The 20,437-nt window shown below is 42.1% G+C and carries 23 protein-coding genes and 1 riboswitch; of the genes, 14 read left to right on the forward strand and 9 right to left on the reverse strand.

The annotated features are described in order from the left end of the window. Nucleotides 1-4: 4 nt before the first annotated feature. The 3 genes from ureC to QUF86_RS26615 are packed head-to-tail and all read right to left on the reverse strand — an operon-like array spanning nucleotide 5 to nucleotide 2,348. The gene (gene ureC, locus QUF86_RS26605; protein ID WP_289336151.1) at nucleotides 5-1,714 is read right to left on the reverse strand and encodes an urease subunit alpha; all 1,710 of its coding nucleotides are present in this window, start codon (nucleotides 1,712-1,714) and stop codon (nucleotides 5-7) included. A gap of 4 nt (nucleotides 1,715-1,718) precedes the next feature. Continuing rightward, on the reverse strand, nucleotides 1,719-2,033 hold the full coding sequence (locus QUF86_RS26610) for an urease subunit beta (protein WP_289317571.1): 315 nt from the start codon (nucleotides 2,031-2,033) through the stop codon (nucleotides 1,719-1,721). Between the two features lie 12 nt (nucleotides 2,034-2,045). Continuing rightward, the gene (locus QUF86_RS26615; RefSeq protein ID WP_289317572.1) at nucleotides 2,046-2,348 is read right to left on the reverse strand and encodes an urease subunit gamma; all 303 of its coding nucleotides are present in this window, start codon (nucleotides 2,346-2,348) and stop codon (nucleotides 2,046-2,048) included. 335 nt (nucleotides 2,349-2,683) lie between these two features. On the opposite strand from QUF86_RS26615, the gene QUF86_RS26620 reads away from it, so the two are divergent. The 3 genes from QUF86_RS26620 (at nucleotide 2,684) to QUF86_RS26630 (ending at nucleotide 4,085) form a co-directional block, all read left to right on the forward strand. Continuing rightward, nucleotides 2,684-3,136 (forward strand): DinB family protein, encoded by a 453-nt coding sequence (locus QUF86_RS26620; RefSeq protein ID WP_289317573.1) that lies wholly within the window; start codon nucleotides 2,684-2,686, stop codon nucleotides 3,134-3,136. Nucleotides 3,137-3,374: 238 nt separating this feature from the next. Continuing rightward, nucleotides 3,375-3,752: a hypothetical protein gene (locus QUF86_RS26625; protein WP_289336152.1), complete on the forward strand. Its 378-nt coding sequence runs from the start codon at nucleotides 3,375-3,377 to the stop codon at nucleotides 3,750-3,752. Nucleotides 3,753-3,788: 36 nt separating this feature from the next. After that, nucleotides 3,789-4,085, forward strand: a complete 297-nt coding sequence (locus tag QUF86_RS26630) for a hypothetical protein (RefSeq protein WP_289336153.1) — start codon at nucleotides 3,789-3,791, stop codon at nucleotides 4,083-4,085. A gap of 77 nt (nucleotides 4,086-4,162) precedes the next feature. Here the strand turns inward: QUF86_RS26630 and QUF86_RS26635 are convergent, their stop codons facing one another. The 4 genes from QUF86_RS26635 to QUF86_RS26650 all read right to left on the reverse strand — a co-directional run bounded on the left by QUF86_RS26635 (nucleotide 4,163) and on the right by QUF86_RS26650 (nucleotide 7,134). Further along, the gene (locus tag QUF86_RS26635) at nucleotides 4,163-4,435 is read right to left on the reverse strand and encodes a transcriptional regulator SplA domain-containing protein (RefSeq protein ID WP_353957687.1); all 273 of its coding nucleotides are present in this window, start codon (nucleotides 4,433-4,435) and stop codon (nucleotides 4,163-4,165) included. Nucleotides 4,436-4,550: 115 nt separating this feature from the next. Next, on the reverse strand, nucleotides 4,551-5,417 hold the full coding sequence (locus tag QUF86_RS26640) for a Cof-type HAD-IIB family hydrolase (protein WP_289317575.1): 867 nt from the start codon (nucleotides 5,415-5,417) through the stop codon (nucleotides 4,551-4,553). Nucleotides 5,418-5,564: 147 nt separating this feature from the next. After that, nucleotides 5,565-5,921 carry a YlbF/YmcA family competence regulator gene (locus QUF86_RS26645; protein WP_034314741.1) on the reverse strand — a complete coding sequence of 119 codons (357 nt, stop codon included), beginning with the start codon at nucleotides 5,919-5,921 and terminating at the stop codon, nucleotides 5,565-5,567. Between the two features lie 73 nt (nucleotides 5,922-5,994). Further along, a complete protein-coding gene (locus QUF86_RS26650; protein ID WP_289336154.1) occupies nucleotides 5,995-7,134 on the reverse strand; it encodes a DUF445 domain-containing protein in 1,140 nt (379 codons plus the stop codon). A 135-nt stretch (nucleotides 7,135-7,269) separates the two neighbouring features. Here QUF86_RS26650 and QUF86_RS26655 point away from each other — a divergent pair, with 135 nt between their 5' ends. The 6 genes from QUF86_RS26655 (at nucleotide 7,270) to QUF86_RS26680 (ending at nucleotide 12,829) form a co-directional block, all read left to right on the forward strand. Beyond that, a complete protein-coding gene (locus tag QUF86_RS26655) occupies nucleotides 7,270-8,631 on the forward strand; it encodes a YheC/YheD family endospore coat-associated protein (RefSeq protein WP_289336155.1) in 1,362 nt (453 codons plus the stop codon). Between the two features lie 16 nt (nucleotides 8,632-8,647). Continuing rightward, complete coding sequence (locus QUF86_RS26660) at nucleotides 8,648-9,718, forward strand: YheC/YheD family endospore coat-associated protein (RefSeq protein WP_289336156.1); 1,071 nt, start codon at nucleotides 8,648-8,650, stop codon at nucleotides 9,716-9,718. A 3-nt stretch (nucleotides 9,719-9,721) separates the two neighbouring features. Then, complete coding sequence (locus QUF86_RS26665; protein ID WP_289336157.1) at nucleotides 9,722-11,089, forward strand: YheC/YheD family endospore coat-associated protein; 1,368 nt, start codon at nucleotides 9,722-9,724, stop codon at nucleotides 11,087-11,089. Further along, nucleotides 11,086-12,282 carry a YheC/YheD family endospore coat-associated protein gene (locus QUF86_RS26670; protein WP_289336158.1) on the forward strand — a complete coding sequence of 399 codons (1,197 nt, stop codon included), beginning with the start codon at nucleotides 11,086-11,088 and terminating at the stop codon, nucleotides 12,280-12,282. The genes QUF86_RS26665 and QUF86_RS26670 overlap by 4 nt, the downstream gene beginning before the upstream one ends. A gap of 63 nt (nucleotides 12,283-12,345) precedes the next feature. After that, complete coding sequence (locus tag QUF86_RS26675) at nucleotides 12,346-12,549, forward strand: YheE family protein (protein WP_289317582.1); 204 nt, start codon at nucleotides 12,346-12,348, stop codon at nucleotides 12,547-12,549. Nucleotides 12,550-12,640: 91 nt separating this feature from the next. After that, entirely contained in the window at nucleotides 12,641-12,829 is a 189-nt protein-coding gene (locus QUF86_RS26680; protein WP_061461991.1) for a hypothetical protein, read from the forward strand. A 277-nt stretch (nucleotides 12,830-13,106) separates the two neighbouring features. On the opposite strand, the gene QUF86_RS26685 is transcribed toward QUF86_RS26680, so the two are convergent. Next, the gene (locus tag QUF86_RS26685; RefSeq protein WP_289336159.1) at nucleotides 13,107-13,931 is read right to left on the reverse strand and encodes an MBL fold metallo-hydrolase; all 825 of its coding nucleotides are present in this window, start codon (nucleotides 13,929-13,931) and stop codon (nucleotides 13,107-13,109) included. 285 nt (nucleotides 13,932-14,216) lie between these two features. Then, nucleotides 14,217-14,321: riboswitch (SAM riboswitch) on the forward strand. A gap of 67 nt (nucleotides 14,322-14,388) precedes the next feature. Here QUF86_RS26685 and QUF86_RS26690 point away from each other — a divergent pair. From QUF86_RS26690 to QUF86_RS26705, 4 genes are all read left to right on the forward strand, one after another. Beyond that, on the forward strand, nucleotides 14,389-15,405 hold the full coding sequence (locus QUF86_RS26690; RefSeq protein ID WP_289336160.1) for a methionine ABC transporter ATP-binding protein: 1,017 nt from the start codon (nucleotides 14,389-14,391) through the stop codon (nucleotides 15,403-15,405). Continuing rightward, nucleotides 15,392-16,060 carry a methionine ABC transporter permease gene (locus QUF86_RS26695; protein WP_289317585.1) on the forward strand — a complete coding sequence of 223 codons (669 nt, stop codon included), beginning with the start codon at nucleotides 15,392-15,394 and terminating at the stop codon, nucleotides 16,058-16,060. Before QUF86_RS26690 ends, QUF86_RS26695 begins: the two co-directional genes overlap by 14 nt. Before the next feature lie 53 nt (nucleotides 16,061-16,113). Then, complete coding sequence (locus QUF86_RS26700; protein ID WP_289336161.1) at nucleotides 16,114-16,935, forward strand: MetQ/NlpA family ABC transporter substrate-binding protein; 822 nt, start codon at nucleotides 16,114-16,116, stop codon at nucleotides 16,933-16,935. 64 nt (nucleotides 16,936-16,999) lie between these two features. After that, the gene (locus QUF86_RS26705) at nucleotides 17,000-18,106 is read left to right on the forward strand and encodes an iron-containing alcohol dehydrogenase family protein (protein ID WP_289336162.1); all 1,107 of its coding nucleotides are present in this window, start codon (nucleotides 17,000-17,002) and stop codon (nucleotides 18,104-18,106) included. Nucleotides 18,107-18,254: 148 nt separating this feature from the next. On the opposite strand, the gene QUF86_RS26710 is transcribed toward QUF86_RS26705, so the two are convergent. Next, nucleotides 18,255-19,289: an NAD-dependent epimerase/dehydratase family protein gene (locus QUF86_RS26710; RefSeq protein ID WP_289317588.1), complete on the reverse strand. Its 1,035-nt coding sequence runs from the start codon at nucleotides 19,287-19,289 to the stop codon at nucleotides 18,255-18,257. Between the two features lie 232 nt (nucleotides 19,290-19,521). Between QUF86_RS26710 and QUF86_RS26715 the strand changes: the two genes are divergently transcribed. Beyond that, entirely contained in the window at nucleotides 19,522-20,406 is an 885-nt protein-coding gene (locus QUF86_RS26715) for a PucR family transcriptional regulator (protein ID WP_289336163.1), read from the forward strand. The last annotated feature ends 31 nt before the right edge of the window (nucleotides 20,407-20,437 follow it).

Raw genomic sequence — 20,437 nt, forward strand, 5'->3', positions numbered from 1 at the left:
CACCTCAGAATAAAAAGTATCGTTGCGCCATCGGCAGGATTTCCGCTGGCTCACACGTAATTAAATCACCATCCACCGTCACTTCATATGTTTGCGGATCAACTTCTATAACGGGGGTCTCCCCGTTTAACTTCATATCTTTTTTTGTAAGATTGCGAACGTTCGAGACAGTCTTCACTATTTTTTTCAACCCAAGGTCATCATGAATTCCCGCTTCATATGACGCTTTTGACAGGAACGTAATCGACGTACTCGCAACGGCCTTTCCAAAACTTGCAAACATCGGGCGATATAACACGGGTTGCGGCGTTGGAATCGAGGCATTCGGATCTCCCATCATACTGTGCGCAATCATGCCCCCTTTTAGAATCATGTCCGGTTTAACCCCGAAAAAGGCAGGATCCCATAGCACCAAGTCCGCGAATTTCCCTTCTTCCACAGATCCGACGACATCAGAGATTCCATGTGTGATGGCAGGATTTATCGTATATTTTGCAACATAACGCTTAACACGGAAATTGTCTCCTTCCCCTGCCTCCTCCAACATTTTGCCACGCTGCTTTTTCATCTTATCGGCTGTCTGCCATGTCCGCAGGATAACTTCACCTACACGCCCCATCGCTTGGGAATCGGAGCTGATCATGCTAAAAACGCCCAGGTCATGCAGAATGTCTTCAGCGGCAATCGTCTCTTTTCTTATCCGGGAATCGGCAAAAGCGATATCTTCCGGAACGGATGGATCTAAATGATGGCATACCATCAGCATATCCAAATGCTCTTCCAACGTATTGATCGTGTATGGACGGGTAGGGTTCGTCGAGGACGGGAGAATATTGGGATAACTAGCCGCCTTGATGATATCAGGGGCATGTCCCCCGCCCGCTCCTTCGGTATGATATGTATGAATGACACGGCCGTCGATGGCTTTGATCGTATCCTCGACGAAACCACCTTCATTTAGCGTGTCGGAATGAATCGCCACTTGAACATCATATTCATCTGCCACTATTAAACTAGTATCGATCGCTGCAGCCGTCGTACCCCAATCTTCATGTAATTTCAACCCGATCGCACCAGCTTCTATTTGTTCAACAAGCGGTTCTTTGGCCGAGGAATTGCCTTTGCCTAAAAAACCAAGGTTCATAGGGAAATGATCTGCCGCTTCGAGCATTTTATGTATATTCCAAGCACCCGGAGTACAAGTCGTGGCATTCGTTCCGGTTGCAGGTCCGGTTCCCCCGCCGATCATTGTCGTTATCCCGCTTGATAGTGCAGTCTCGATTTGCTGCGGGGCAATGAAATGGATGTGGGCGTCAATCCCTCCGGCAGTAACGATTTTTCCTTCAGCTGCAATTATTTCGGTAGCGGCTCCTATCACCATTGTCACCCCATCCATCAATAGGGGATTTCCCGCATTTCCGATAGCTGCAATATTTCCATCTTTCACACCGATATCCGCCTTATAAATGCCGGTATAATCGATGATGATCGCGTTGGTGAAAACAAGATCCATCACTTCATCTCTTGTAGCGGTTGGATGTTGCCCCATACCATCACGGATCACTTTACCCCCGCCAAATTTCACTTCATCACCGTACTTTGTAAAATCCTTTTCCACTTCTATGAAAAGCTCGGTATCTGCCAATCTGATTAAATCTCCTGTTGTCGGACCAAACATGTCGGCATATTGCTTACGTGACATTTCATGGCTCATATTTTCACTCCCTATCAAGCGGACCATTCGTTTTATTGCTTAATCCATAAACTTCCCTCTTGCCGCTGAATGGAACCAATTCGATTTCCTTCGCATCCCCCGGCTCAAAACGGACAGCAGTACCGGCAGGAATGTTCAGTCTTTTCCCAAAAGCATCCTCACGATTGAACTCCAGTCCAGGATTCACTTCATAAAAGTGAAAGTGTGAGCCAATCTGTATCGGACGGTCTCCCCTGTTGATGACAGTTATGACCGTTGGACTTTTTCCCTCGTTATATATGACCGGTTCTTTTTTCAAGATATATTCACCTGGTATCATGGGATTCCCCCTTTACTGAATCGGATTATGAACTGTCACAAGCTTTGTACCGTCCGGGAACGTCGCCTCAACTTGAATATCATGAATAATCTCTGGGATCCCTTCCATAACATCTTCACTTGAAAGAATCGTCCTTCCAAATTGCATCAATTCCGATACGGATTTCCCATCCCTGGCTCCTTCCACAATTTCATAGGTAATCAGGGCAATGGATTCCGGATAGTTCAATTTCAAGCCTCGATCTTTTCGCCTTCGTGCCAAATCTGCCGCCACTACAACCAATAACTTTTCCTGTTCTCTTGCTGTTAAACGCATACCCTCTCTCCTTTTACCAATCTATACCGTTAAATATCCCAAATACCTACCCCTTAAGTTCGGAAGCAACTCTTTCAATGCATCGTTTCAATTAATTACCATTATCCGACCCAACATTCCGTTCCTTAACTTTACATAGTGATGTAAGTTTACCTAACATTATTTTAATTATAATAAATTATCTGACAATTACAACCCTTAAAATGAAATTAATTGTAAATTGATAAGCCTTCCCCTTTTGAAAAGACTTATCTAAAATTTGATAATATTGAAATATCCTTGCTATAATTTCATGAGATAGTGTTTTGAAAAAAGGATTGAAAGGGGAATGTAAAATGAATTATGTGAAAAATCAACTGACAGCCATGCGCAGCAATCTTTTAAAAGAAATAGAGGGTATCAATCCAGAATTTATGGATGTGCAGCCTGAGGGTTTTAATAATACGATCCATTGGCACCTTGGACATGTTCTTACTGCAGCGGAAAAATTTTTATTGAACTCCAACAGTGATTTGCCAGAGAATTACAGCCAGTTATTCGGATATGGATCAAAACCCGCCGACTGGACCGGGGATGTACCTTCCGTTGAAGTTTTAAAGCAACAACTGCAAGAACAACTTGGTCGACTTCTTGAAATTCCGGAGGAACGATTGACAGAAAAAGCTGCACAGCCTTTCAATGGAATGGAAACAGTTGGAGAATTCATTAATTTCGTAGTCCTGCACGAAGCCAATCATATAGGACAAATTCACGCAATGAAACTCTTCATTAAAAAATCTACTAACTGATTTATCCACAAGCTGTCACTCTGTTTTTCTTGAAAAATGAGTGACAGTTTTTTAGATTTAAGTCGGCAACTTACCAGTCAAATATGATGTTTTAATCACCAAAGTTTCCTGACATGTAAGTATGGGTACGTTTACTCGTAAGTTTGAAGCAAATACTCGTGATTTTGAGCGTTACTCGTGAGTTCCGGGCTTTTACTCGTGAGTTTCGGGCTTTTATTCGTGAGTTCGAGCGTTACTCGTGAGTTCCGGGCTTTTACTCGTGAGTTCCGGGCTTTTACTCGTGAGTTTCGGGCTTTTATTCGTGAGTTCGAGCGTTACTCGTGAGTTCCGGGCTTTTACTCGTGAGTTTCGAGCTTTTACTCGTGAGTTTCCGGCTTTTACTCGTGAGTTTCGAGCTTTTACTCGTGAGTTCCGGGCTTTTACTCGTGAGTTTCCGGCTTTTACTCGTGAGTTTCGAGCTTTTACTCGTGAGTTTCCGGCTTTTACTCGTGAGTTTCCGGCTTTTACTCGTGAGTTTCGAGCGTTACTCGTGAGTTCGAGGCTTTTACTCGTGAGTTTCGAGCTTTTACTCGTGAGTTCCGGGCTTTTACTCGTGAGTTTCGAGCGTTACTCGTGAGTTCGAGGCTTTTACTCGTGATTTTGAGCGTTACTCGTGATTTCGGGGCTTTTACTCGTGAGTTTCGGGCTTTTATTCGTGAGTTCGAGCGTTACTCGTGAGTTCCGGGCTTTTACTCGTGAGTTCCGGGCTTTTACTCGTGAGTTTCGGGCTTTTATTCGTGGGTTTCGAGCGTTACTCGTGAGTTCGGGGCTTTTACTCGTGAGTTTCAAGCTTTTACTCGTAAGTTTGAACCAAATACTCGTGAGTTCGGGGCTTTTACTCGTGAGTTTGGAAGCTTTTATGGGGCAAATCCATGCAATGCTGCGTGTGTTCGATGCTTCAAGCCAATAAACAAATGAAAGCTCCCACTTTAAAGCAGGGGCTTTCATTTGTTCATTCTCTCCCAGTACAGCGAAGTAAACACCACTTCAAGTCATCTGATCGTAGTTATCCATATAATCACTGTATGCTTTTTCCGCAGCTGCTTCCGAAGAGAACAAAGCATCATCATCCTCAATCGTATGAAATGTATCGTTCAGGAATAAGGCTACTGCATTGGGATTTTTAGGATGCGGGACAATTTCCGCTGCCCTTATATTCGAAACGGTAGGAACATGGGGATTATTATAAATTACAAACACCTCGTCACCGACTTGTACTTCTTTCGCATTGATAATACCCATTGAATTCTTCCTTTCCATTACTGATTTTCCTTTAGTTTATGGAAAGTTGCTTAGAATTATTTATGAAAAATACCAGCCTTGCAAAGCGGCATAACGTGAATGAGGCCCCTTCCATATGAAGGAGCCCCACCATTCACTTAAGCATATTCATCTTCTGTAGAAAATCGATTGGATGCTGCTTCCGGAAAAATTCCCTAAGCATATAGGCAACACCATCTTGATCATTGGAGCGCGTCACCCATTTTGCCACTTTCCTTACTTCCTCATCCGCGTTGCCCATGGCAACACCCAGACCGGAACCCGCAATCATCTCCAAATCATCCAATCCATCTCCAATCGAGACGATTTCCGTTCTTTTCACCTCTAAATGATCAGCTAAATACAATACACCGCTCCATTTGGAAACGCCCTTTGGAACAATTGTTAGCTTATGGCCCGGATGTAGGATTGCATCCACCTCAGGGAACATTTCCTTTATCAATTTCAGCATTTCATTTTGATCACTTTTTTCTGAAAATATTATGTCCATTTTCGTCGGGGCCATCGGATTGTCAATAAGCTCTTCACTGATATCATCCACATAATTTTGAGCATAAATATTTTGATCATTCAAATACATAACCGTTTTGCCAAGCAAATTCTCCGGGAGGTTCACCCGATTGCCCAGCGAGTATTTTTCATGAATGAGCAAAATTTGGCATGTGGTCTTTTCAAGCATTTGCACGAGTTCTGCAGTCAGTTCTTCTGAAATTCTTTTTACCATAATGGGCTTTTCAATGGAAGCTCCGACAAACGCTCCTTGTTGAGCAACGATCATCGGATTTATTTTTAGGGCTTTGGCCACTTTTTTTGCTGAGTGATAGTTTCTTGATGTCACAAGTGCAACATGGACACCTTTTTGGTGTACATAATCGATTGCTTCTTTTGTCGATTTATTTAAACGTCCATTTGACTGGAGCAATGTCCCGTCGATATTGACCGCAAGTAGACGATATACCATGTTGATCTCCCCCATCTGTAATATCCTCTTTTAAATTTATGACTAAAATTTAGAGAGTAGAACAAATAGTAGTTCACACCCCTTGCATACGGTACATTTCGGGAACAAAAAAACTCCCAACCATTATAGAAGGGAGTCTCCAACTGCTTATTGCTGTTGTTCAGGCAAGCCATATAAATCTTCAAGCGGCTTCATGATAATTTTATTGAGGTCTGCGATGACCATGCTCATACGCTGTTCAGCTTCCATCAATTGTGAAATGGTTGGATTTTGTTGGACAAGCTGTACCGTCTTTTGTGCTTGCTCAACCTCTTCTGGAGCAATCTCCTGTCCCATCATTTGCTTTTGCTGCAATGACATTTGAAGATTACGGAAGTTTTCAAACATTCCTTTTGTTGCTTCATCAGAATTTACAAGATCATATAAGCGTTGCAAGTCCGCATATTCATTACTTGCCCTAATCGCCTTTTCCATTTCATACGCTGCATCATATACGTTACTCATGTATTTCCCCTCCCGGTAATCATTGTATTCCTACACCTTTTCAACTATAACAAATCCGATTGCGAATTACACGTCATCCTATCAAAACAGTTACGAAACCTTGAAATAATCCGATGATTCCACCAAGTAAGGCCCCAAGGTATGTGATCATCGACAACTCCTTTTTAGTGATGGAAACGACCATGCCCTCAAGCCGGGACACCGAAAATGACGAAACTTGCTCTTCCACGATATCGTCCAGACGAAGCTTTTGGAAAAGCGGCTGAAAATGTTTGATTAAATACTCGGCACCTTTTTCCACGAAGATCGGGACACCCTTTTCCACAATGTTGTTCGAAAAATTGGCAGTCAATTCACGAACCGGCTTATTCATCATGCCAGCGAGAGGCATCATTTCTGCCGTTTTTTCTTTAATCAATTGTTTTATCATTTCCTTACCGATTATTCCCTCGATTTTCTCTACATCCCATTTCTCGAGATTTCCCCACTCTTTCACCATCATCACTGACAATATATCAATTGTTCGAGATTGTTCTAAGAATTTAAGGATTTCCGGTTGGATCTTATCAATTAACTTTTCGTTTCCAATGAACATCTGAATTAAATTGATCAGCTTACCCCGTTCCTTGAAAAAATCATCCAACATATCTTCAAGACGGCTTTTGCCTTCTGCACTGTCAAAATACTCTTTTCCCTTTTTCACGATGAAACGTGACAAATCAGGAATCGAGTCGAGGGCTTTTTGCTGAATGTGAGACGGGACGATATCCTTCAGGCTCTTGCTCCGGTTCTCTTCCGACCATGTTTCATATTTACCAAGAATGAATGCTTGTAACCTCTGGTCTAACGTGAATGACGAATTCTTCATTCCCAATTGATCAAGCAATTGAGCTGCACTTTTTTCCGTGGACAATGCTTTCTTTACTTCTGCCTGAACAAAAATTTTCATATTCTGTAAAGAGGCTTCATTGATGACTTTGCTTTGAATGCTATCTGGGGTGATTAAATGATCAACCACCAATTTGCCTAACTGTTTGGCTAACTCATCCTGCCGCTTCGGAATCAACCCTGGTGTCAACGGCAGCTGTTTCCCGAAAATATAGATTGGTTTATAAGGTCTGAACAGCATTCTGATAGCTAATAAATTAGTGAAGCCACCTATTACAGCACCTACGACGACCATAAACAGTATCTTTACCCAAAACTCACCCATGAAATTTCTCCTTTTATTGCTTAAATAGAGGCTTGATGACACCTTCTAATTAAAAAAACATAGAATGTGTTATCCACATTTGCCCATCATTAAAGTATAAAAGGATATCAAACTTAGTGCAAACGGGGAATTATTATGAACCTTAACCATCAGAAAGTTTTCATTACGGTAAATCCCGCAGAGACTAGAAAGAAGGCGCTACTGTTTATCGAAGAAAAACTATTTGAGGAATGGGGCCTTCAATTTGGAGAACCCGTAACGATCATGGCTGGATGTCGTTCCGTTCCGGTACTTGTCCAGCCATTTCCATCATCCCAGCCTACATTGAAACTTTCATATGATATGAACCAAATTTTATCCTTACCCGTTTTTTCCGATCCAATCTCCGTCTCATACCATGCGGAGGGAAGGTCCATTAAAATAGGCCCATTCTTCGCTTCACTCATGAACCAGACTCCCTTGCAAGACGGGACATTCGGCGAGATGGAAAAATTTTATCAGGAAATGAAATCATATTGTAATCAGCAGGGCATCCCCTTCTATTTAGTAAAATTGCAGTCTCTTCAAGATGGAGTTGTGGAAGGCTACCTGCCAGGGCAAGATGGCTGGCAAACCTTGCCCCTCCCCATTCCTGATGTTTTTTATAACCGGATACATTCGCGCAAACTTGAGGAATCGCATTCTTTCAAGCTATTTAAAACTGAACTGGAGGAACGGTCAATACCGATGTTCAATGGAAGGTTCCTCTCCAAACATGATGTACATGAGCTGCTAATCTTAGAAGATGACCTGTTGCCAAATTTGCCAGAGACGATACTTTTTAACCAAAAGGAATCATTCTTGACATTTATAGAAAAGCATTCGGTAATCTACTTTAAACCCGCATCAGGCAGCCAAGGCAGGAATATTTGCAGATTAACGCAAGTGGCTGGAAAATGGAAAATCGAGCAATCCGGACATCTCCAGGATGTACATTTTGCTGATACGGATGAAAAGTTGTACGAAACCTTAAAAATATTTTCCAGAAAACAAGCCTTTATTCTTCAAAAAGGTATTTCCCTATTCGAAACCGATCAGAGAAAAGTTGATTTCCGCATACTTCTTCACCGGAACGATCAGCTTGAATGGAAAGTTTCATCAATGGTTGCCCGGATTGGGGACCCTGGTACTATCGTTTCCAATCTTGCACAAGGCGGATTGATGAAAAATGGGCCGGATTTTCTAAAGGAAGCATTTGACCTTCAGGACGCCAGCCGCATATATCAAAAGCTCGTACGGCTGGCTAACAACACTGCCCAGGCCTTGGTCGAAAACCATGACGATTCATTCGGTGAGCTAGGTATCGATTTAGCACTGGATACCGATACCCATCCATGGATCATCGAAGTGAATTCAAAACCTTCGAAAAAATTTCATGGCAACTATGAAACGTTTCGTCCATCAGTAAAATCCATCATAGATTTCATGCTTGCCCTTAACCGCGAAAACCATCGATAAAAGGAGTTGCTAGCACGTGTTAATAGGATTAATGGCCGCGTCGGATACACATGAAAACAACTACTTCACCGAAATAGCCAAAAACGCTAAATCATTTAATATGAAAGTTTGTAAATTCTCACCGGAAAATATTGATATGGATCTGAAAAAAGTGCGTGGCGAGCGTTTTGATTCCGAGAACGAAACTTGGATCACCACATCTTTTGATTTACCTGATTTTGTATATGATCGCTGTTTTCACGGATTAGTCCGTGAGTCTACGGAAACACGACACAAAATCGATTGGTTAAAAGAAAACTCGAATTTCTTAGGGCTGGGCCTTCCTGGTAAGTGGGAAGTGTACCAAATCCTAAAAAACCATCCACACCTACAGGCATTTTTTCCAGAGACCGTAAAAGTGACGACACCTGAAGATATTACCGGTCATTTGGAACGCCTGGATAAAATCATCATCAAACCTGAATTCGGTGCAGGTGGTACAGGAATCTATCTTCTTTCAAAAACCGAAGACGGGACCTTGGTATCCATGACGAAAAAGGGCACCAAATATGACCGCCAATTCCCCTCCAAATCTCAGCTTAACAAATGGCTGCAGCATTTATTAAATCGATACCGTTACCTCTGCCAGCCATATTTGGAACTTCGCAACCAAAATAACGAGCCATTCGATTTACGGATTTTACTTCAAAAAAACGAGAAGAATCAATGGATGGAACGGGGACGCGGAATTCGTACGGGACAAAAGGACGGAATTACCTCAAATCTTGCCACAGGCGGGGAAGCCATTTCATTGGATACTTTCAACAAAAGGAACCCGGAAACGTTTTCGAATGCTGTCGAACAAAAGATTCAGCATATCCTTCGCACCCTGCCCGTAAAAACCGAAGCTGTCTTTGAAAGGTTATTCGAGTTGGGGATTGATCTAGGCATCGATAAAAAAGGCCAAATATGGATAATGGATATTAACTCGAAGCCTGGAAGGAAAATCATTCAGGCACTTCAGCCGGAGACCATGAAAGATATTCATCGCGCACCGTTTCAATATAGCCAGTATTTAGCCGAACATCTTCAGAAAGCAGGTGAATAGAAAGTGAGAAAGACTTATCCTGCCGAAATTGCCGCTACCCCTGGCAATGTTCTCTACTATCCTTCAGAGCTTGGAGATTTGGCAGAGATTGAATTAATTTATTTCGGACGACATTCATGTCCTGCCATCGTCAAACAAAACCCGGCCGTCAATCAATCAATCGTCCTATCGGAAAGTCTTGCGGAATCGCTTATATTCGATCATACCGATATTCCCCTTCATTTATTCATATACGGCAAGAGCATCCATATCGGACCGCTTGTCGGAATCTTTTCCTCAGGATTCACCGGCCTTTCAAACAAACCATTAGGGGAGAGAACGGAATTTTTCGCAAAGCTCCTTTCGCTTAGCAGGACCACAGGCTGTATCCCCTTTGTTTTTGGAGAGAATGTAATCAATTGGGATGAGGAGACAATCAAAGGTTATGTGTTTGATAACGATGACTGGCACATTAATGAATTTCCTTTTCCTAATGTCATCTATGACCGTCTCCCAAACCGGTTGACGGAAAACCGCGATGGACCTAAAGAAGTGAAGCAGAAATTTCAAAAAGAATATACCATTCCATGGTATAATCCTGGTTTTTTCAATAAATGGGATGTAAATGAAAGGTTATGCGCAGATGAGCGGGCACTGCCTTATTTGCCGGAAACGTATCCATTTCAATCCATGTCCGTGGTGGAAACCCTTCTTTCCCATTACCGTCAAGTTTATATAAAGCCCATTCACGGCAGCCTCGGTCTAGGGATTCACCAAATTCTTTATGATAAGCATGAGGATGTTTACTATTGCCGCTATACAAATGAAGCAAAAGAAAATAAACTGCAAAAGTTTTCCACTTTGGAAGCCATTGTTAAACATATTTTTCACGACCGGCCGCTTGAGAACCTTATCGTGCAGCAGGGGATCCCATTAATTCGATCTGAAAAACGTCCAGTGGATTTCCGGGTCCATACGAACAAGGACAGTAATGGAAAATGGCAGGTGTCCGCGATTGCAGCAAAAATCGCTGGTGCCGGTAGCGTCACGACCCATATTAAAAGCGGGGGTGTCATCAAAACGGTCGCCGAATTGTTTGGAGATGACGATGAAGCGAAAGAAGTCGAACGAAAGCTATCGGAAGCCGCACTGATTCTAAGTGACAGTATAGAAAAGAACTTGGACGGCATCATTGCAGAAATAGGATTTGATTTTGGATTGGATAAAAAAGGGCAGGTTTGGATGTTTGAAGCCAATTCCAAACCTGGACGTTCCATCTTCTCCCATCCAAAACTCAAGGATTTCGAATTGCTGACCAGAAAGCTCAGCCTTGATTATGCCATTTATCTTACGGAACAGACGATTACGAAATCAATCAGTGTGCCGCGATGAACATTTTTTACGATATCCGCACTGAAAATTGGCACCACACTCATGAGAATGCGGATCTTTTCGCCGGGTCTGCCAAAGAGGAGATCAGCTATAAAAAGGACCATTCGAATCACCCCCTAATTCCTATCACCATATTTCCAGGTAACCGGATGCTTGTCGTCGGAATACTGACTGTTTCCAATCCCAAAAAGGAATCAGGTTTGGGTGGAAACCTGACCCTTTTTCGGGACCTATCCTTATATTTATTGAAACACGGGATTTTGATTTATGCATTCACAGGAAATGCCCTGCATTCCGAGTCGTTGAGAGGGTATGTTTTTTCCTCCACTTCAAACAAATGGATCGAGTGTAAGATGCCGCTCCCTGACATCGTCTATAACCGTATCCCATCGAGGGGCTATGAGGCTTCAGAAGAATTCCAGAGTCTCATCAACCACTTTAAAGAATATCGAATTAACCTTTTCAACCCTTGTTTTATAGATAAATATGTAATGTTCGAAGCATTAACGGAAGACGGGGCCCTCACCACTCACCTCCCCCCCACCATGATCCTGCGGAACAGCGATTGCTTGGATGCTTTCCTCGAAACCCACAGGCATATTTACCTTAAACCATGCAAAGGAAGCCAAGGGAAGGGCATTTATACCATCATCAAAAATCCTGATGGGACACTTTTTTTCAATAGCCTAAAGCATAGTGAGTCCTTTCCGGATTTCACTTCATTCTGGGAAACAAAAAAAAGGGATTTATTAAAAAGAAGCTACCTTGCTCAACAGGCGATCATACCGAAAAAAATTTTTGGTCATCGTTACGATTACAGGATTCTCGTCCATTATGAAAAAGGTTTTTATAAAGTGACCGGCAAAGCAGTAAGGATGTCACAAACTCAGGAAATCACCACCCACACTCCCCGAGGGGGTAAGCTTTTTCCTTATCAAGACCTGCAATCAAGAAGCTTAAATCAAAAATTAGCGAATATCGCCCAAAAATGCGGTGAGTCTCTTTCGAAAAAAATCGGGTTTCTCGGAGAATTTTCCATTGATATAGGGGAAGATGAATCGGGTTCGCTCTTCATATACGAAGTGAACTCAAAGCCCATGCAGTTCGATGAAGAGGAAATTGAAGCTAACCGGCTTTTGCATTTAAAAAATCTTTTCATTGAATTGACTTTTTCCAACCTGACAATAAAATGACACCTCCAGCTGCCGTTTTACATTATAATGAAATGAAAGACAGCATATATGGAGGTTATACATATGATCACCCATTTTCAGTGGGCACCACTGCATAAGAATCTGCCAGGATGGAAAATTTCATTTTATTTCAAAAAGGAGGCAATCAAAGCCTTGTACCATAAAGATGGATCCATCGAATGGACAGCCAACCCACCTTCCGAAACAGATGAAACCCAACTCAAAAGCATGATCCATGACTTAATGGTCTACCATGTATATGATTGAGCCCTTTCCCCTTTTTCATTCATTAACCCTCTGAACGGAATAAAAATCCCTCCTTTGCCTAAACTAAAGAAAAAGCTAGGAGGGATTTATTTTGGATAAAGAAAAAATGACATTTTTGAAGGATACCGAATATGATGGCAAGGATTCCGTTTTCCTCGATATCGACCGAATCATCAATGAAGGAATGGCAGGCGGAAATGTGTATGAAGTCGCTAACCTTCAGAACATCGAGGAAGCACATGATTTTTATGATGAAACAGATCCCAATATCAATAAATAAACACTCGTGGGCTCTCTTTTTGGGGAGCTCCACTTAAAAAAAGTGAACTTTCGTTCATGCGTCATATTCCCCACTAACAAATGTTTTTTTATGAAAAGCACCCCCTCCATAAAAAAACAACTTCCCGGATGGAAGTTGTTTGAGTGCAAATTAAATATTACAACATGCTGTCTTCTTGCCTTTTTCCAATTCCCGCACTCTATCCCCCGTAGGCATTTGATATTATGCTAAAAGCATTAATATCAGTGCTCGTCCTTTCAATATCTATTGTTAATATTCAAATAGTTCCATTATCCCTGGCATTCAAAACATTTTCGTTTAATATCGAAGTTATGATATGCTCTGAATCCCATTCATGTCCAGATATCTCGATAAGGGGATAGCGATTCGGTAAAACGACTTGCTGGATTTCATGGACTGTATGCCCTTGATCATGTAAGCGTAAAATTTCACCTTGGAGGTTTTCCAAATAATCGAGTTTATTTCGAAACATTTCCTTTCCGTCAGGCACATGCCCAGCATGGCAGCAAAACACTTCCCCAAAGTCATATCGGAGTAATTTTTTTATGGAATCGATGATGATCGGGACAGACTCTTCCCGTAAGATAAGCTTTGTTTTTGGTGTTACGAAAAGGTCTCCAGAAAAGAGCATGCCAGTGCTGTGATTCAAATACACCATATGGTCCTTCGCATGACCAGGGGTAAAAATCGGCTCCCACGTTTGGGTGCGGGAATGAATGGCCTTGCCTAGCGGCTCAGCCTTAAAGGCGTCTCTTTTTCCCCAAAACATTTTACGATATTCAGGATATTCAGCATCCTTCGCACAAGTATCAACCGACATCGGATGAATGAATATCGGAACCTTTTTATGTTCCTTTATCCAGGCAGCGCCTCCCGTATGGTCCTCATGATAGTGCGTCAGGGCAACTGTTTCGAAGTCTGCGGACTCATAGAATGGAATAAGTCCTTCCAATAAAATCTGTGCGCCAGTATCTATCAATAGCCCATCCGTTAAAAAAACATAAACACTCATCCCCGACTTGACCCCGTCAGGAGTCCCGTGCACACAAACCACATCATTTACCGTCTTAATCTCTATCATGCATTTCCACCCCATCATTGTACAAAAATAGTTTTTTCTCCCTTTTTCACTTTATTATAATAAATGTATTATCTCTTTACCCTTTTGACAAGGAAATAATGGAATATCTGGATATAAAAGACGGATTATTGACTAAGAGCCCTTTTGACAGGAATGGTTTTAATGAACCGCACGGAACATTATCGAAAAAAACCATCACCAAATCACAGAAACGATTGACATTGTGGAATTTTACAAATATTATAGATTATATTATAAAACTTGAAATATTCTAAAATAATAGTTTACTTATCAAGAGTGACGGAGGGATCAGGCCCTGTGATGTCCGGCAACCGCCCTTCGGGAACGGTGCCACTTCCTGCAGAATGTTTGCATTCTGAAAGATAAGACGAGATATAATTTCGCTGCCTCTTTCTGAATGATAGAGGCAGTTTTTTATGTTTAAGGGGGAAGGATCATGATTGAAATCCGTTCAGTCCGAAAGGAATACATCACGAAGAAAAACCGAGTTATCGGAGTGGATAACGTATCTTTAACCATTCAAAAAGGCGAAGTGTATGGAATTGTCGGCTACAGCGGAGCTGGAAAAAGCTCATTACTCCGCTGCTTGAATTTGCTTGAACGTCCGACAGCCGGAAATATCATCATTGACGGCATTGATTTAACCTCTTTATCAAGTAAAGAGCTTCGTAAACAACGTCAAAAAATCGGAATGATATTTCAACACTTTTCCCTGGTCAGTTCAAAAACCGTTTATGAAAATGTCGCTTTCGCCTTAAAGGCCGCGCATCAATCGAAGGACGCCATCAGGTTACGTGTATTGGAATTGCTGGAAATCGTAGGGCTCAGTGATAAAAAAGATGTCTATCCGGCACAGCTTAGCGGTGGACAGAAGCAACGGGTCGGCATAGCCCGGGCCTTAGCAAATGACCCCACCGTACTGTTATGTGATGAAGCGACTTCAGCCCTTGATCCAACAACAACAAAAGCGATTTTACAGTTATTAAAAAAGATAAGCAGGGAGCTCGGGATCACCATCGTGTTGATTACACATGAAATGGAAGTGGTCAAAGAACTATGCCACCGAGTCGCCGTCATGCAGGATGGACGGGTAATTGAAGAAGGTTCCGTTTATAAAATATTTTCACAGCCAAAGCAGGAGTTAACGAAGCAATTCATCAGCAGTGTATTGGATTTCGAACTTCCCTCACATTTGATTGAGGGAAGTAAAGGAACGATTATTAAAATTCAATTCGAAGGGCAAACCGCCGGTGAATCGATTCTCTCCGACGCTCTCCAATCCCATTCAGTAAAGGGGAATATCCTGCACGGTAAAATTGAGTATATTCAGGATGTCCCTTTAGGCATCTTGATCATTGAGTTAATCGGTGAGGCCGCTGAAATTCATTCGGCATTGGAATATATAAAAAATCGTTCCAGTTCTGTGGAGGTGTTAAAACATGTCATTTCTTGATTCCATCGTCAATATTTTACCTGATCTTAATAAAGCCTTTCTTGAAACGATTTATATGGTCGGCGTTTCCCTTGCGGTAGCCCTTTTGATAGGTTTACCACTTGGAGTATTGCTGTTTACGACAACCAGGAATTTATTCTTTGAAAATAGCGTCGTGAATCGATCACTCGGTTTCGCAGTCAATATTGTCCGTTCAATCCCGTTCATCATTCTCTTGGTCGCCCTCCTTCCTTTAACGGAACTGCTTACTGGATCGACGATAGGGCCAAGAGCGGCTTCTGTTTCCCTGTCCGTATCCGCGATACCTTTTTTTGCAAGGATCGTGGAATCGGCATTACGTGAAATAGACAAAGGAGTGATTGAAGCTGCAATTGCCGTGGGGGCCACTCCATGGATGATCATTAAAGATGTACTTCTTCCGGAGGCAAAACCGGGAATCATTCAGGGGCTGACATTAACGACCATTTCACTGATCGGTTACTCAGCAATGGCAGGGACAATCGGCGGAGGGGGAATTGGTGACCTGGCCATCAGGTACGGTTATTACCGTTATGACAACACGGTCATGATCACGACGATCGTCGTGTTGATCTGCCTTGTACAAATCATTCAAATGGTTGGTGACAAAGCCTCATACTTAGTTAACAAACGATAGAATCAGTCATTTTTTCAATGATTCAATACATATCATTTCAGGAGGAATTTCAAATGAAGAAAATAGCTTCGTTATTATCAGTCTGTGCACTTGCCCTTGGCTTGTCAGCTTGCGGAAGCGATGATGCATCCCCAAAAACTGAAGACAAAAAAGAATTGAAGATCGGGGCGACTACCGGGCCATACGCCGATATGGTTAAAGAAGCAATCCAGCCAGGTCTGGAAGATCTCGGTTACAAAATAGAGATCGTAGAGTTCACCGACTATATCCAGCCGAATAAGTCGCTTGGCAACAACTCAATCGACGCCAACCTATTCCAGCATAAAGTGTACATGGATAACTTCGCTAAAGAAAATGATCTAACGCTTTCCGACCTTATCATAGTTCCAACAGCACCAATGGGCATATACTCGAACAAATATAAATCGTTGAAAGAAATTAAAGACGGTACATCCCTTGCATTGCCCAATGATCCGGTTAACCTTGCACGTGCACTTAAAGTGCTGGTGGATGAAGAATTGATTGAGGTTGACCCAGATGTCGACCCTTTAAAAATATCTGAAAAGGATGTAACGGAAAATCCAAAAAACATCCAATTTAAGCCATTGGAATCCGCTCAATTGCCCCGCGCAACAGACAGTGTTGACCTATCAGCTGTCCCTGGTAATTTCGCTCTCGCAGCGAAAATGGACCTCCAGGATGCCCTTGTTTTAGAAAAGATGCCAGATATGTATCGAAACGTTGTTGCAGTGAATACAAAAGATGTAGACGCTCAATTTGCCAAGGATATTAAATCAGTAGTGGAATCCGCCCAGTTTGAAAAAGTGATTGATAGCAAATTTGTCGGATTCGGAAAACCAGATTGGATGAAATGATCAAATAATCGAGGCCTGCTTTCCCTTTTCAGGGAAACAGGCCTTTACATTAAGGAGAACGAATATGAATACCCTACTGGAAGTCCGCAGCGGCCCAGCCTATTATGCCTGTAAAGCTAATGTCCTTGAAACACTGGAAGCAAAACTGAGTAAAGCGAACATTCGTAAAGTGCTCGTTATTCATGGAAGAAAATCATGGAAAGTTGCTGAACCATTTTTTCCTTCTTTCGAAAATATTGAGACGATTTTTTTCACATACGACGGGGAATGCAGTGACCCGGAAATTGAACGCGTCAAGAAGTCAGCTCTTGAACAAGGTGTGGATGCATTAATCGGCATTGGGGGCGGTAAGCTGCTCGATCTCGCCAAATCGGCCGGAAACTCGCTTCAAAAGGAAATCATCCTCATTCCAACCCTGGCTTCCACCTGCGCTGCCTGGACACCGTTAAGTGTCATTTATGATGATAATGGTTCCTATGTCCGCTATGATATTCATGAAAAAAGCGCTTGGATGTTATTTATCGAACCGGGAATTCTATTGGATTCGCCTATTGGCTATTTACGGGCAGGAATCGGCGATACATTGGCGAAATGGTATGAGGGCAATGCACTGGTCGAAAAACTTGCCACAAAGTCCGTTTGTATTGAATTGGCACATATGGCCGCAAGGCAATGTCAGGAAGTATTATTGACATATGGCGAGGAAGCCCTAGCGGATTTGGAAAAGAGCAAATGGACAGACGCACTAAAGCGTGTAATTGAAACGAACATCATCACCAGTGGTCTAGTTGGCGGCTTTGGTGACCAGTACCTGCGCATTGCCGGTGCCCACTCCATTCATAATGGCATGACTTCCATTACGCAAACTCATCATTTACTTCACGGGGAAAAAGTGGCTTATGGCATTTTAGTCCAGCTTATGTTGGAAGGGAAATTCTCAGAAATCAAACAATTACTTCCATTCTACCAGGTGCTTAAACTGCCTATGACATTGTTTGATATTGGTCTGACGGTTGAACATAGGGCGGAACTTCAAGAGATTGCAGCCCACTCTGTCAAAGAAGGGGAAGGCATCCATCTTCTTTTCCCTGATATTAACCGGGAAAAAGTGACAGCAGCCATGGAAAACCTTGAAGTCCTCACAACCCACGCAAGCACATCCATGGACTGAAAAAGCGATGGGGTTTTTCCCCATCGCTTTTTAATACATAAAGGAATCAAATCATAACATTGCTTGTTTCAAATCACCCTTTTCTCTATGCACCTATCATTAAACATAATGTGGTGCCAATCCTTCAGTCTAATAAAAGAAGCTTTCATCAGACAGTCTGTTTCCATAATCGAAGGAGATCACTTTCATGTTGTCTGTGGATACCAGCTTTTCTATCAGCTGACTCTGGTCGGTTCTTTTCCCAATCCCAAATATCTTCGAGTGTTTCAGAAAGCGGACGGAATGTTAGTCCATTATTGATGGCTTTATTGTTATCAAAAGCCAAAAATCCATTCAAAGGTTCCTTGGCTCCTGGAAAAGGGAACTCTTCCGGTATCCATAAAGGCATCTCTCCCCACGGTTCGACTTTATTGTCCATCAAGAACTTTTCAGATACCCATGTAAAGGCAGCATTGCTTCTTGTCACCTTTTTACAGTCTTCAAGTAAACGACCCATAGTTAGAGTGTAATCCGGTCCCACGGCGTTATATGCACCTGTCATACTTTTTTCTATCATTTGTATGATCCATTGAGCTAAGTCCCTTGCATCGATAAATTGGATTGGACGGCCAGGGCGTCCCGGGGATAAAACTTCTCCCCCTTCCGCTATTCTCTTAAGCCAGTATGGCAAACGGTCAGTGTAATCATATGGACCTACTATTTGGCCAGCACGAATTGACAAGACTTTCCCCGGCAGTTCTTTTTCAGCTGCTTTTTCGCTCAATGATTTTAGCGGACCATAATATTCCCCGTATATCGGTCCAGCCGTTCCACGGGTGATTTCTTCTACTTTTTCATCATTTAGTGTATGAACCGCTCCATTTTCATCAATGCCCGGTTTGCTTGGATCCTTATAAACTGAGCAGCTTGAAATATATGTATAATGTTTAACCTGATTCAGTAATCTGCAAGATTTCTCTACAGTTCGAGGGATAAAACCCGATGTGTCAATGACTGCATCCCAATGTCTTTCCTTCAACATTTCCAGATCCCCGTCGCGGTCCCCTCTTAATTGTTCGATTTCGCCAAAAACATCAGGGTTGCTTCCACGATTAAAAAGTGTGACATCATGCCCTTTCTCAATCGCAGCTTTAACTAAATACCGGCCTATAAACCGTGTACCACCCAATATTAAAATGTTCATACAATCGCCTCCTCTTAAACGATATTCCATAAAGCATACGCAAAACCCTTGCCTAAAATTAACAATACTTTCAACTTTTCTTTCAACTCGCTTTTTAACCATGAATTTGCGTTACCGGAATGATTTGACCTTGTCAGGTGGTTTTTCTTAAAAACTAGTAATATTCTTAATCTTTTGCACTTTATTCTTTTTCGCTATAATGATATGGATATGAAGAAAGAAGGTGGAGACGATGCTTGAAAATCTTAAACAAAAATTCCCGAATACTATTACCAATAAAATGGATACTGATGAAATTTCTGAATATGTTTGGTTCGAAGACTCTAGAAGTATACTTGGGATTCCCCGTTCAGAAATCACCGCAGAAGAAATCCGTTTATTGGAACTGCTATTTGCTCCTTCCATAAACCCAAATAACCCAAAAACGTATCAAGACGTATCATGGAAAACTTTTTTATCCGAACCGAATGCACCATTGCCCTTAACAAGCTGGGAGAATGTTCGATTCATTCATTTCAAGCTGACTCATGCTGATTTTTCCATCTCCGATTTTGAAGACGCCTTCCTCGCTTTCGTTCCATCTGACGCAGCATTGGTCTGGGAAAATGAAACGTCAGGAATCTTAATTGAAACGGACAAGGATGAATCTTTATCAAATAATGAACTAATCGCCATTTCTTCCACGCTTGAAAGTGACTTTTATGTAAAGACACGTATGTTCACCGGGCGCTTTCACCCTGTAAATCAAGACCTTCATCATCACAGGAACCAGGAGAAAAAATGTTTTGCTTTGGCACAAGTGCATCTGCCGGATCTAAAGGTTGCTAATTTGGCAGACATCATCCCCCACTCATTAATAAATGACCCTTCCGTTACGAATGCAAGGTGGTATATCAATGAGATTCTCGGCAAGACCAAGCAGGATACTGAACTTATCAAAACGATCAAAACGTATATCGAATGTAATTCCAATGCCACCTATGCCGCCAAACAGCTTTATATACATCGGAACAGCTTACAATACCGGATAGATAAATTCTCTGAAAGAACTGGTCTCGATATTAGGAACTTTCGTCACGCCTTGACTGCGTACTTGATTCTTTTACTGAATGAATAATTTTCATTACAAACAGGGGTTTTTATCCTTT

It is taken from the genome of Peribacillus sp. NJ11 (assembly GCF_030348405.1).
In the GTDB taxonomy this organism is placed as follows: domain Bacteria; phylum Bacillota; class Bacilli; order Bacillales; family DSM-1321; genus Peribacillus.

Coding starts and splice junctions, on each gene's coding strand:
- QUF86_RS26695 (WP_289317585.1), top strand. CDS start 15,392: ATGTCATTTCTTGATTCCATCGTCAATATTTTACCTGATCTTAATAAA.
- QUF86_RS26715 (WP_289336163.1), top strand. CDS start 19,522: ATGCTTGAAAATCTTAAACAAAAATTCCCGAATACTATTACCAATAAA.
- QUF86_RS26690 (WP_289336160.1), top strand. CDS start 14,389: ATGATTGAAATCCGTTCAGTCCGAAAGGAATACATCACGAAGAAAAAC.
- QUF86_RS26640 (WP_289317575.1), bottom strand. CDS start 5,417: ATGGTATATCGTCTACTTGCGGTCAATATCGACGGGACATTGCTCCAG.
- QUF86_RS26670 (WP_289336158.1), top strand. CDS start 11,086: ATGAACATTTTTTACGATATCCGCACTGAAAATTGGCACCACACTCAT.
- QUF86_RS26705 (WP_289336162.1), top strand. CDS start 17,000: ATGAATACCCTACTGGAAGTCCGCAGCGGCCCAGCCTATTATGCCTGT.
- QUF86_RS26635 (WP_353957687.1), bottom strand. CDS start 4,435: ATGGAAAGGAAGAATTCAATGGGTATTATCAATGCGAAAGAAGTACAA.
- QUF86_RS26610 (WP_289317571.1), bottom strand. CDS start 2,033: ATGATACCAGGTGAATATATCTTGAAAAAAGAACCGGTCATATATAAC.
- QUF86_RS26675 (WP_289317582.1), top strand. CDS start 12,346: ATGATCACCCATTTTCAGTGGGCACCACTGCATAAGAATCTGCCAGGA.
- QUF86_RS26700 (WP_289336161.1), top strand. CDS start 16,114: ATGAAGAAAATAGCTTCGTTATTATCAGTCTGTGCACTTGCCCTTGGC.
- QUF86_RS26645 (WP_034314741.1), bottom strand. CDS start 5,921: ATGAGTAACGTATATGATGCAGCGTATGAAATGGAAAAGGCGATTAGG.
- QUF86_RS26650 (WP_289336154.1), bottom strand. CDS start 7,134: ATGGGTGAGTTTTGGGTAAAGATACTGTTTATGGTCGTCGTAGGTGCT.
- ureC (WP_289336151.1), bottom strand. CDS start 1,714: ATGAGCCATGAAATGTCACGTAAGCAATATGCCGACATGTTTGGTCCG.
- QUF86_RS26615 (WP_289317572.1), bottom strand. CDS start 2,348: ATGCGTTTAACAGCAAGAGAACAGGAAAAGTTATTGGTTGTAGTGGCG.
- QUF86_RS26620 (WP_289317573.1), top strand. CDS start 2,684: ATGAATTATGTGAAAAATCAACTGACAGCCATGCGCAGCAATCTTTTA.
- QUF86_RS26655 (WP_289336155.1), top strand. CDS start 7,270: ATGAACCTTAACCATCAGAAAGTTTTCATTACGGTAAATCCCGCAGAG.
- QUF86_RS26685 (WP_289336159.1), bottom strand. CDS start 13,931: ATGATAGAGATTAAGACGGTAAATGATGTGGTTTGTGTGCACGGGACT.
- QUF86_RS26710 (WP_289317588.1), bottom strand. CDS start 19,289: ATGAACATTTTAATATTGGGTGGTACACGGTTTATAGGCCGGTATTTA.